This is a genomic window from Curtobacterium flaccumfaciens (assembly GCF_051548005.1).
Taxonomy (GTDB): domain Bacteria; phylum Actinomycetota; class Actinomycetes; order Actinomycetales; family Microbacteriaceae; genus Curtobacterium.
Genome location: NZ_JBPUGH010000001.1, coordinates 18,577 through 30,162 on the forward strand (window position 1 = coordinate 18,577; position 11,586 = coordinate 30,162).

Genomic DNA, 11,586 nt, shown 5'->3' on the forward strand with positions numbered 1-11,586 from the left:
TCGGTCGAAAAAAGGCCCGTCAGCGCCCGGATTCCGCCTCGAACGAACGCCCGACGCGGTAGACTGGGCAGTGCAGTGTGCGGGTGTTCCGCGCGCAGGCAGGAGCTCTCTCGACATGACATCAGGATCTGACGACGCACAGAAGAACGAACCGTCCTACGGTGCAGACCAGATCCAGGTGCTGGAGGGCCTCGAAGCCGTCCGCAAGCGCCCGGGCATGTACATCGGCTCGACGGGTCCGCGCGGTCTCCACCACCTGGTCTACGAGATCGTCGACAACTCCGTCGACGAAGCCCTCGCCGGCTACTGCGACACGATCGGCATCACCATCCGCGAGGACGGGGGCATCCGCGTCGTCGACAACGGCCGCGGCATCCCGGTCAGCACGCACCCGACCGAGGGTGTGTCGACCCTCCAGGTCGTCCTGACCGTCCTCCACGCCGGCGGCAAGTTCGGCGGTGGCGGCTACGCCGTGTCCGGTGGTCTGCACGGCGTCGGTTCGTCCGTCGTGAACGCGCTCAGCACCGAGCTCGACGTCGAGGTCGCCCGCGACGGGCACGTCTACCGCCAGAGCTACACGGACGGCGTCCCCGTCGCTCCCGTGGTCGAGGGCGAGGAGACCGACCGCACCGGCACGACGATCACGTTCTGGCCGAACGACCAGATCTTCGAGACGACCGAGTTCGACTACGAGACGCTGCGCACGCGTTTCCAGCAGACGGCATTCCTCAACAAGGGCCTGCGGATCGAGCTCCGCGACGAGCGCACCCCGGACGAGGGCGAAGAGGCCCGGAAGGACACCTTCCACTACGAGCGCGGGCTCATCGACTACGTCGAGTACCTCAACGCGCAGAAGAAGTCCGACAAGGTCCACGAGGACGTCATCTCGATCGAGGCCGAGGACAAGGAGCGCCAGATCGCGCTCGAGATCGCGATGCAGTGGAACACCTCCTACCAGGAGAGCGTCCACACCTTCGCGAACACGATCAACACGCACGAGGGCGGCACCCACGAAGAGGGCTTCCGTGCCGCGCTGACGTGGCTCGTCAACAAGTACGCGCGCGAGAACAAGATCATCAAGGAGAAGGACGACAACCTCACGGGTGACGACATCCGCGAGGGCCTGACCGCCGTCATCTCCATCAAGCTCGGCGAGCCGCAGTTCGAGGGCCAGACGAAGACCAAGCTCGGCAACACCGAGGCCAAGGGCTTCGTGCAGAAGGTCGTCGGCACCGAGCTCGCCGACTGGTTCGACCGCAACCCGACGCAGGCGCGTGACGTCATCCGCAAGGCGATCCAGGCGTCGCAGGCCCGGCTCGCCGCCCGCAAGGCGCGCGAGACCACCCGCCGCAAGGGGCTCCTCGAGTCCGGCGGGATGCCCGGCAAGCTCAAGGACTGCCAGTCGAAGGACCCGACGATCTCCGAGATCTTCATGGTCGAGGGCGACTCCGCCGGTGGTTCGGCCGTGCAGGGGCGCAACCCGCTCACGCAGGCCATCCTCCCGCTGCGGGGCAAGATCCTGAACGTCGAGAAGGCGCGCCTGGACCGTGCCCTCGCCAACCAGGAGATCCAGTCGATGATCACGGCGTTCGGCGCCGGCATCGGCGAGGACTTCGACCCGGAGAAGGCGCGCTACCACAAGATCGTCCTGATGGCCGACGCCGACGTCGACGGCCAGCACATCACGACGCTGCTCCTGACGTTGCTGTTCCGCTACATGCGGCCGCTCATCGAACGCGGCTACGTCTACCTCGCGCAGCCGCCGCTGTACCGACTGAAGTGGTCGAACTCGGCGCACGAGTACGTGTTCTCGGACCGCGAGCGCGACGCCCTGCTGCAGGCCGGCCTCGCGTCCGGCAAGCGGATCCCGAAGGACAACGGCATCCAGCGCTACAAGGGTCTCGGCGAGATGGACTACAAGGAGCTCTGGGACACCACGATGAACCCGGACACCCGCACGCTCCTGCAGGTCACGCTCGAGGACGCCGCGGCCGTCGACAGCGTCTTCGCGACGCTCATGGGCGAGGACGTCGACGCGCGTCGCCAGTTCATCCAGCAGAACGCCAAGGACGTCCGCTTCCTCGACATCTGAGCCCGTCACCACCCGAGCCGGGAGGCGCGGCGTGAGCAGCGAGCACCAGACCCGACCACCTGTGGTCGCGCCCGGCGCGACCAACGGAACCACAGCCTCCAGGCTGTCCAGAAAGGGAACGAAGCCACATGGCTGACGACAACGAGAACGGCGCCGACGAGCAGCCCGAGATCGTGCACGGCGACAGCGGGGACATCGTCGTCTCCGGCGATCGCATCTCGCAGGTCGACCTGCAGCTCGAGATGCAGCGGTCGTACCTCGACTACGCGATGTCGGTCATCGTCGGTCGCGCTCTCCCGGAGGTCCGTGACGGACTGAAGCCGGTGCACCGCCGCGTGCTCTACGCGATGTACGACGGCGGGTACCGCCCCGACCGCGCGTTCTCGAAGTGCTCCCGTGTCGTCGGCGACGTCATGGGGCAGTTCCACCCCCACGGTGACTCGGCGATCTACGACGCGCTCGTCCGCCTCGTCCAGCCGTGGTCGCTCCGGTACCCGCTCGCGCTCGGGCAGGGCAACTTCGGCTCCGCCGGCAACGACGGCGCCGCGGCCCCGCGGTACACCGAGACCAAGATGGCCCCGCTCGCCCTCGAGATGGTGCGGGACATCGAGGAAGAGACCGTCGACTTCCAGGACAACTACGACGGGCGCACCCAGGAGCCGGCGATCCTGCCGTCGCGCTTCCCGAACCTGCTCGTCAACGGCTCGGTCGGCATCGCGGTCGGCATGGCGACGAACATCCCGCCGCACAACCTCCGCGAGGTCGCGGACGGCGCGAAGTGGGCGCTCGAGAACCCCGAGGCGACGCGCGAAGAACTCCTCGTCGCGCTCATGCAGCGGATCAAGGGCCCGGACTTCCCGACCGGCGCACAGATCCTCGGCACCAAGGGCATCCAGGACGCCTACCGGACCGGCCGCGGCTCGATCACGATGCGTGCGGTCGTGAACGTCGAGGAGATCCAGGGCCGGACCTGCCTCGTCGTGACCGAGCTGCCGTACCAGGTGAACCCGGACAACCTCGCGATCAAGATCGCCGAGGGTGTGAAGGACGGCAAGCTCGCCGGCATCGCGGACATCCGTGACGAGACCTCGGGTCGAACCGGCCAGCGCCTCGTCATCGTGCTCAAGCGCGACGCGGTGGCGAAGGTCGTCCTGAACAACCTCTACAAGCACACGCAGCTGCAGGAGAACTTCGGCGCGAACATGCTCGCGATCGTCGACGGCGTGCCCCGCACGCTGGCGCTCGACGGGTTCATCTCCGCCTGGGTCGACCACCAGATCGACGTCATCGTCCGCCGCACCCAGTACCGGCTCCGCGAGGCCGAGAAGCGCGCCCACATCCTCCGCGGTTACCTCAAGGCGCTCGACGCCCTCGACGAGGTCATCGCACTCATCCGCCGCTCGCCCGACGCCGAAGAGGCCCGCTCCGGCCTGATGGAGCTCCTCGACGTCGACGAGATCCAGGCGCGTGCGATCCTCGAGCTCCAGCTCCGTCGTCTCGCCGCCCTCGAGCGGCAGAAGATCCACGACGAGGCCGAGGAACTCGAGCGGAAGATCGCCGACTTCAACGACATCCTCGCGAAGCCCGAGCGGCAGCGCTCGATCATCATCGAGGAGCTCGACGAGATCGTCGCGCGCTTCGGGGACGACCGTCGCAGCGAGATCATGCTCGGGTTCGACGGCGACATGTCGATGGAAGACCTCATCCCCGAAGAGGAGATGGTCGTCACCATCACCCGCGGCGGGTACGTCAAGCGCACGCGCAGCGACAACTACCGGTCGCAACACCGCGGCGGACGCGGGGTGAAGGGTGCCCAGCTCCGCGCGGACGACGTCGTCGAGCACTTCTTCGTCACCACGACGCACCACTGGCTCCTGTTCCTGACGGACAAGGGTCGTGTGTACCGGGCGAAGACGTACGAGCTGCAGGAGGCCGGACGCGACGCCAAGGGTCAGCACGTCGCGAACCTCCTCGCCATGCAGCCCGACGAGCAGATCCAGCAGGTGCTCGACATCCGTGACTACGAGGCCGCGCAGTACCTCGTGCTCGCCACGCAGCACGGCCTCGTCAAGAAGACCGCGCTCACCGAGTACGACACGAACCGCAGCGGCGGCATCATCGCGATCAACCTCCGCGACGGGGACACCCTCGTGCAGGCGCTGCTCGTCGACGAGACCGACGACCTGCTGCTCGTGTCGAAGCACGGCATGTCGCTTCGGTTCACCGCCTCGAACGACGCGCTCCGCCCGATGGGCCGATCGACCTCCGGCGTGAAGGGCATGTCCTTCCGCGACGACGACTCGCTGCTCGCCGCACGGGTCGTGTCGGACGACGGCTACGTCTGGGTGATGACCGAGGGCGGCTACGCGAAGCGCACCTCCGTCGACCAGTACCGCGTCCAGGGTCGCGGTGGTCTCGGCATCAAGGTGGCCAAGCTGGCCGCCGACCGGGGCGACCTTGTGGGGGCTCTCATCGTGGGTGAGGACGACGAGGTGCTCGTCGTGCTGCAATCGGGCAAGGTGGTAAGGTCTGCCGTGGCCGAGGTGCCCGCCAAGGGCCGCGACACGATGGGCGTCGTCTTCGCGAGGTTCGCGGACAACGACCGCATCATCGCAGTGGCCCGGAACAGTGAGCGGAACCTGGACGACCAGGACGACGCCGAGATCGAGCCCGCGGGCCCGGTGGAGACGGTCAGCCCGACCGAAGCAGCCGACGACCAGCCCGCCGACCGCGAGGCCGGAGAGGACCAGTCAAGCAATGAGTAGTGTCGCCGAGAAGCTCCAGAAGAAGGCGAAGCGGCCCGTCGGCACCCGGCAGGTCCGCCTGCGACTGGTGTACGTCGACTTCTGGTCGATGGTGAAGCTCAGCTTCCTCATCGCCCTCGCCGGATCGATCGTCATCGTCGTCGCCACGGCGCTGGTGTGGGTCATCCTGAACCAGACGGGCGTGTTCACCCAGGTGGACGCCCTGCTGAAGGACGTCACGGGCCAGAACAACTACTCGATCATGGACCAGTTCTCGCTGGGACAGGTGCTCGGGTTCTCGATCGTGGTGGGCATCCTCAACGTCGTCGTCGGCACCGTGCTCGGCGCGATCGTGAGCGTCCTCTACAACCTCAGTGTGCGGATCACCGGCGGCCTGCTCGTCGGGTTCACGAACAACTGACACACCCGGGCCGGGTGGGGCCGACCGCTCGATTTCGTTCTGCGAGATCGGTACGGTAGGCTCTCATCTGGTCTGAGGGGCTATAGCTCAGGCGGTTAGAGCGCTTCGCTGATAACGAAGAGGTCCAAGGTTCAAGTCCTTGTAGCCCCACCATCTCCACCCACACCGGATAGCATGATCGGTGTTCCGGGGCCTTAGCTCAGTTGGTAGAGCGCCTGCTTTGCAAGCAGGATGTCGGGAGTTCGATTCTCCCAGGCTCCACTCGCAGAAGCCCCTGGTCGCGACTTCGTCGCTTCCCAGGGGCTTCGTTCTGTGTTCATGCGCGCCGCACGGCCAGGTCGGTCCCACGCGCGATCGGTCGCGCAAGGTGTCGCTCGGGGTGCCGGGAGGCGACGGGTTCTGCGACCTCCGCGCTGAGCGGACGGCATGTTGAGCGACCGTCTCTCGGGGGCGGACGACGATCGCGACAGCAACCCCGGGACGACGAAGGGCCCCGGCGCGTGCCGGGGCCCTTCGTACGAACCGAGGAGGTCAGGCGGCGGGCTTCTCCGCCGTGTCGGCGTCGTCGGCAACCCAGAGGTCGTCGTCGGCGCGGAGGGTCTGGTACGCGGCGTAGGCAGCACCGGCGACGGCGACGACGCCGACGACGATCAGCGCGACGCCCCCGAAACCGAGGCCCTTCTTCTTCTGGTGCGGCACGTACTTCTCCGCGGTCTTCTTCGCCTTCTTGCCCTTCTTCTGGGCCTCCTTGACGATCTTCTTCACGCGCGGGTCGCTCGCGAGGTCCTTGACGCTCATCACGGAGCCCGCGGTGGCGACGAGACCGGGGACGACCTCGGTCTGGAAGCGGTGCGATGCGGTCTGCGCTGCACTCTTGGTCGCGTGCACGCCCGTGGCGACGGCGGGACGGATCCCGTTGTCGATGGCGTTCTGCACACGGGGTGCGATGTCCTTGCGCGCGGCATCGGCGGCGTTCGAGCGGGCCTCGGCGAGGATCGCGTTGGCGTGCTCGAGGACCTTGCGCTGCTCACCGAGGAGCGAGGCGGTCTTGCCCTTGAGCTTCTTGATCTGCTTCCTGCGCTTGCGCGGGATCTCGATCGTCATCTGGTACCTCCACAGGATCGGCGTGTCCCCATCCTGCCACCGCGGCGGCTGACAGGTCACGGAGGCTTGCCTGTGCGTACCGTCTGTACGTCCGCAGTACATGCGAGAATCGGTACATGTCTCTGCACACCGCTGTCGCAACGATCCACACGAACAAGGGCGACATCCGCGTCAACCTCTTCGGCAACCACGCTCCCAAGACCGTCAAGAACTTCGTCGACCTCGCGACGGGCAAGCAGGAGTGGACCCACCCCGGCACCGGCAAGGTCTCGACCGACAAGCTCTACGACGGCGTCATCTTCCACCGCATCATCAAGGACTTCATGATCCAGGGCGGCGACCCGCTCGGTCAGGGCATCGGCGGCCCCGGTTACCGGTTCGACGACGAGATCCACCCGGAGCTCACGTTCCAGAACCCCTACATCTTCGCGATGGCCAACGCCGGCATCCAGGGCGGCCGTGGCACGAACGGTTCGCAGTTCTTCATCACGACAGTGGCGACGCCGTGGTTGCAGGGCAAGCACACCATCTTCGGTGAGGTCGCGGACGACGAGTCACGTAAGGTGGTCGACGCGATCGAGGGCGTGGCGACCGACGGCCGTGACAAGCCGCTGGAGGACGTCGTCATCGAGAGCATCGACGTCGAGGACGTCTGACCCCGTTGACCGACCCGGCGGCGAACCCGAACACGTGCTACCGGCATCCCGACCGGCAGAGCTTCGTGCTGTGCCAGCGGTGTGGCCGGACGATCTGCCCTGAGTGCCAGACGCCGGCGGCCGTCGGGGTGCACTGCCCGGAGTGCGTCCGCGAACAACGGGCGCAGTTCCAGGCGAACCGCCGCGCGTCGGGCGCTCCGAGCGGGTTGACGGTCGCGCGCCGGCGGTTCGCCATGCTCGATCAGAAGGCGACCCTCGTCATCGTCGTCGTTTCAGCGGCGCTCTGGCTGCTGAACCAGGTCGCTGGCGGGTACGTCAACCTCTACCTGGCCTACGACACCCCGCTCCTCGGCAGCCAGCCGTGGCGGATCGTCACCGGGTTGTTCGTGCACTCCTCCTTCTTCCACATCCTCTTCAACATGTGGGCGGTGTGGATCTTCGGGCGGATGCTCGAGAACATCCTCGGGACCTGGCGCTTCGTGGCGCTGTTCTTCCTCGCCGGACTCGGTGGCGACCTGGCGGTCACGCTGCTCAGCCCCGGGACGCCCGTGGTCGGTGCTTCCGGAGCGATCTTCGGTCTGTTCGCCGCCTTCTTCGTGATCCAGCGGAGCCTCGGGTACAACGCGGTCCAGCTGCTCGTCATCATGGGGCTGAACCTCATCGTGGGGTTCCTCCCGGGGACGAACATCTCGTGGCAGGCGCACGTCGGCGGGATCGTGCTCGGGTTCATCACCGGGTTCGTGTTCTCGAAGACGCGGAACGTCCGGCAACGCGGCCTGCAGATCGCGTTGCTCGTCGGCGAGGCCGTCGTCCTCTTGGCCGGCATCGGCGTCAGCTACGCAGCGCTCTTCGCGTAGGACAGCGCGCGTCAAGCGTCTGAACGCCCCGTCGCTCCGAGCGGCGGGGCGTTCTCGTGTGTTCGGACACTCACATTCCACAGCCCCGCGCGGGAGTTATCCACACTTGTGGACGAATCGGTGAGTTACACCGATGTGATTATCCCCACTGTGGACACACATGTGGATAACTCGGGGAGGGACGTGTGGAGCGCGGTGTGGAAAGTGTGGACAGCTGTGGATCGTGGCTGCACAGCGCGTCTGAGGAGGGCACAACGGCACAACACCTGTGGACAAACGACGACGCCCGCCGCACCAGGAGGCACGGCGGGCGTCGGAAGCGTCGAGTGAGGTCAGCGCCAGCGCGTCGTCATCAGGAAGCCGATGAACATGATCCCGAAGCCGATGAGGATGTTCCACGACTCGAGCGACGGCACGGGCAGCGTGCCCTGCGACACGTAGAACACGATGACCCAGGCCAGCCCGAGCAGCATGAAGCCGAACATGACGGGCTTGAACCAGACGGGGTTCGGGCTGTCCCCCGCGGTGTCGACCGAGTCGGCTCGGGTCTTCCGGGCGGGCTTGGTGCGGTCCTTGTCCTTGGCCATGGCCGGTATCCTACCGTCAACACAGGTGTGCAGAGGCCTCGCTCCGACTGTGCACATCCCTCAGGAGTACGGTGAACCGCTCATGACCAAGATCCTCGTCGTCGACAACTACGACAGCTTCGTCTACACGCTGAACGGGTACGTCCAGCAGCTGGGCGCCGAAACAGACGTCGTCCGCAACGACTCGTTCTCCGAGGACGAGATCGCCGGCCGCATCGCCGACTACGACGGCGTCCTGCTCTCCCCGGGTCCGGGCACTCCCGCAGACGCCGGGGTGTCCGTCCCCACCGTCCGAGCGGCGATCGCCGCCGACAAGCCCCTGCTCGGCGTCTGCCTCGGCCACCAGGCGATCGCCGAGGCGCTCGGCGCCACGGTCACGCACGCCGACGAGCTGATGCACGGCAAGACGTCACAGGTCGACCACGACGACAGCACGCTCTTCGCGGGCGTGCCGCACCCCTTCACGGCGACCCGCTACCACTCGCTCGCGATCGTGGACGGCACCGTGCCCGACGAGCTCACCGTCACGGCGAGGACCGGCGGTGGCGTGATCATGGGCGTCGAACACCGGGACCACCCCGTGTACGGCGTGCAGTTCCACCCCGAGTCGGTGCTCACCGAGGGCGGGTACCTGATGGTGGGCAACTGGCTCCGTGTCACCGGGCTCGAGGGAGCTGCTGAGCGCGCGGCCGGTCTCAACCCGCTCATCGCCGCGCACCGCGACTGACGCGCGCCCTCGCCGGTGCGGCGGCCGCAACGACCCCGTCCCAGGACGGCCTTGTGAGCGGGACGGCACAAGCCAAGTGCGCGGGCGCCACGTCACGCGCCGAGCCCGTGAGCTCCGGGTCGGTCTCAGGCCGAGCTCACGACTTCCGTGTCGCACACTGCGCGCGCGGGCGCCGCGCTCAGGCCGAGCCGTGAGTGCCGTGCGTCATGCCGAGTGCGTCGTGCAGGGTGACGCGCGCAGGGTGGGCGGGCTCGAGCCGCAGCCTCGCCGGCAGGGGCTGCGGACTCGCCCTGACGTGCCCGTTCAGCGCCCCTAGGCAACTGGTCCGGCTGCCGCGTCGCGTTGAGCCGGGTTCCGACGAGCCGGTTACAGGCGCCGGTCGCCACGCGCCGAACCGCCACGAGCCGGTTGCCACGCGCCGGGCCGCCACGAGCCCGGGGTGCCTCGCGCCTGGGACGTGCGGTGACCGATCGCACACGTCGGCCGGTCTCGACAGGCGAACCGGGCCACCCGATCGGACGTCAGCCGTTGCTTCCCTGGCCGTCCGAGCCCTTCTTGTCGTTCTTGCCGGAGTCGCTCGAGCTGCTCGGCGACGGCTGCTGCGTCTGCGTCGAACCCGCGCAGTACGTCAGCGTCACCGTGCTGCCCTGCGCGATGTCGCCCGCTGGCTGGTCCTGCTGCGTCACGAGGCCGCCCGTGCACGAGTACGAGGGGTTCTGCCCGACGGTCAGACCGAGGTTCAGCAGGGTCTGGTTGGCGGTCGTGAACGGCTGGTTCGTGACGTCGGGGAGCTGGACCTTGCCGTTCGACACCGTGAGGTTGACGACCGAGCCCTTGGTGATCGACGACCCGCTCGCCGGATCCGACTTGAGGACCGTCCCCTCGGGAGCCGTCGGCGAGTAGTCGCTGCTGACCGCGCCGACCTGGAGCCCCGCCGCCTGCAGCGCCTGCTGCGCGGCGTCCTGCGACTGGTTCGCCAGATCGGGCACGCTGACCTGGGCGGGCCCGGTCGACACGTAGACGTTCACCTTGTACTTGCGCGGGACCGTGTTGCCGGAGCCGGGGCCCGGTTCCGTCCGGATGACCGACCCCTTGTCGACGTCGTCCGACGACTCCGACTGCTTGACCGGCGTGAGGTCCGCCTTCTCGAGGGTCGACTCGGCCGTGGCCCAGCTCGCGCCGACGACGTTCGGGACCGTCACCGACGATGACACGGGTGCCTTGCCCGGCTGGAGGTTCGCGACGAAGAACACGGTCGCGGCGATGATCGCGACGACCAGCACGATGCCGACCCAGATCCACGCCACCGGCGGACGGTTCTGCGTGCGCTGGGGCCGGTGCTCCGCCGTGTCGTCGTCGAGCTCACGGAACGCGACCGCCGGGTTCGACGTTGTGCGCGGGTTGACCCCGAAGAGCATGGTCGACGCGTCGCTCGCGTGCTGCTGCTGGAGCTTCCGGGTGGAGGACGGCACCTGCCCGGCGGCCGCCTGCTGCAGGTCCGTCCGGAACTCGGCTGCGCTCTGGAACCGGCGCGTGCGGTCCTTGACGAGTGCGTGCAGGGTCACGGCGTCGAGCGCCGGCGAGACTGCGGACGCGATCGTGGACGGCGCGGCGGGCTGCTCGCTCACGTGCTGGTACGCGACCGCCACCGGGCTGTCCCCGATGAACGGCGGACGCCCGGTCAGGAGCTCGAAGAGGACGACGCCGGTCGAGTAGAGGTCCGTGCGGGCGTCGACGGTCTCGCCCCGGGCCTGCTCCGGCGAGAAGTACGACGCCGTGCCGAGGATCGACGTGGTCTGCGCCACGGTGGCGGAGGTGTCGGTGATGGCCCGGGCGATCCCGAAGTCCATGACCTTCACCTGGCCGGTGTGCGTGACCATGATGTTCGCGGGCTTGATGTCGCGGTGGACGACGCCCGCTCGGTGCGAGTACTCGAGCGCGGTGAGGATGCCCTCGGTGATGCGCACGGCTTCGGCCGGGGCCACGGGTCCGTCGGCGATGATGTCCGAGAGCGGACGGCCCTCGACGTGCTCCATGACGATGTACGGGACCTGGACCTCGGCGCCCGAGGGCTCGGCGACGGTCTCCTCGCCCGCGTCGTACACGCGGACGATCGTCGGGTGGGCCATGCGCGCGGCCGACTGGGCCTCTTGCCGGAAGCGGGTGCGGAACGCCGGATCGTTGGCGAGGCTCGGCTTCAGCAGCTTGACGGCCACCTTGCGTCCGAGCCGGGTGTCGTTCCCCAGGTGCACCGTGGCCATGCCGCCCCGACCGATGACGTCACCGATCTCGTAGCGGTCGGCGAGGAGCGTGATCCCCGCGGTCACACCTTCTGGCACGTACTCCTCCGTCTGTCCGTCCGCCCAAGTGTACGGCAGCCGGACCTGGTGAGACGCTG

The 11,586-nt window shown here is 67.8% G+C and carries 9 protein-coding genes and 2 tRNA genes; 8 read left to right on the top strand and 3 right to left on the bottom strand.

The genetic code is table 11. From position 1 onward, the window contains the following. Nucleotides 1-115: 115 nt before the first annotated feature. From gyrB to ACSW7Y_RS00120, 5 genes are all read left to right on the top strand, one after another. Nucleotides 116-2,092, top strand: coding sequence for a DNA topoisomerase (ATP-hydrolyzing) subunit B (gyrB, locus tag ACSW7Y_RS00100; protein WP_438124334.1), 1,977 nt, complete (start codon nucleotides 116-118; stop codon nucleotides 2,090-2,092). Between the two features lie 128 nt (nucleotides 2,093-2,220). Next, on the top strand, nucleotides 2,221-4,857 hold the full coding sequence (gene gyrA / locus ACSW7Y_RS00105; protein WP_290133371.1) for a DNA gyrase subunit A: 2,637 nt from the start codon (nucleotides 2,221-2,223) through the stop codon (nucleotides 4,855-4,857). Next, a complete protein-coding gene (locus ACSW7Y_RS00110) occupies nucleotides 4,850-5,257 on the top strand; it encodes a DUF3566 domain-containing protein (protein ID WP_022904049.1) in 408 nt (135 codons plus the stop codon). The genes gyrA and ACSW7Y_RS00110 overlap by 8 nt, the downstream gene beginning before the upstream one ends. 76 nt (nucleotides 5,258-5,333) lie before the next feature. After that, nucleotides 5,334-5,410: transfer RNA gene (locus tag ACSW7Y_RS00115), tRNA-Ile, on the top strand. A 35-nt stretch (nucleotides 5,411-5,445) separates the two neighbouring features. Further along, a tRNA-Ala gene (locus tag ACSW7Y_RS00120) sits at nucleotides 5,446-5,518 on the top strand. 270 nt (nucleotides 5,519-5,788) lie between these two features. Here ACSW7Y_RS00120 and ACSW7Y_RS00125 read toward each other — a convergent pair. Then, entirely contained in the window at nucleotides 5,789-6,361 is a 573-nt protein-coding gene (locus ACSW7Y_RS00125; protein WP_058724803.1) for a hypothetical protein, read from the bottom strand. 116 nt (nucleotides 6,362-6,477) lie between these two features. Between ACSW7Y_RS00125 and ACSW7Y_RS00130 the strand changes: the two genes are divergently transcribed. Both ACSW7Y_RS00130 and ACSW7Y_RS00135 read left to right on the top strand, forming a co-directional pair. Then, nucleotides 6,478-7,017, top strand: coding sequence for a peptidylprolyl isomerase (locus tag ACSW7Y_RS00130; protein ID WP_412879192.1), 540 nt, complete (start codon nucleotides 6,478-6,480; stop codon nucleotides 7,015-7,017). A 233-nt stretch (nucleotides 7,018-7,250) separates the two neighbouring features. Beyond that, nucleotides 7,251-7,874, top strand: a complete 624-nt coding sequence (locus ACSW7Y_RS00135; RefSeq protein WP_438124335.1) for a rhomboid family intramembrane serine protease — start codon at nucleotides 7,251-7,253, stop codon at nucleotides 7,872-7,874. Nucleotides 7,875-8,206: 332 nt separating this feature from the next. On the opposite strand, the gene ACSW7Y_RS00140 is transcribed toward ACSW7Y_RS00135, so the two are convergent. Further along, the gene (locus ACSW7Y_RS00140; RefSeq protein WP_438124336.1) at nucleotides 8,207-8,461 is read right to left on the bottom strand and encodes a cell division protein CrgA; all 255 of its coding nucleotides are present in this window, start codon (nucleotides 8,459-8,461) and stop codon (nucleotides 8,207-8,209) included. An 82-nt stretch (nucleotides 8,462-8,543) separates the two neighbouring features. On the opposite strand from ACSW7Y_RS00140, the gene ACSW7Y_RS00145 reads away from it, so the two are divergent. Beyond that, nucleotides 8,544-9,188 (top strand): anthranilate synthase component II, encoded by a 645-nt coding sequence (locus ACSW7Y_RS00145; RefSeq protein ID WP_438124337.1) that lies wholly within the window; start codon nucleotides 8,544-8,546, stop codon nucleotides 9,186-9,188. A gap of 521 nt (nucleotides 9,189-9,709) precedes the next feature. On the opposite strand, the gene pknB is transcribed toward ACSW7Y_RS00145, so the two are convergent. Beyond that, the gene (pknB, locus tag ACSW7Y_RS00150) at nucleotides 9,710-11,527 is read right to left on the bottom strand and encodes a Stk1 family PASTA domain-containing Ser/Thr kinase (RefSeq protein WP_438124338.1); all 1,818 of its coding nucleotides are present in this window, start codon (nucleotides 11,525-11,527) and stop codon (nucleotides 9,710-9,712) included. Between the last annotated feature and the right edge of the window lie 59 nt (nucleotides 11,528-11,586).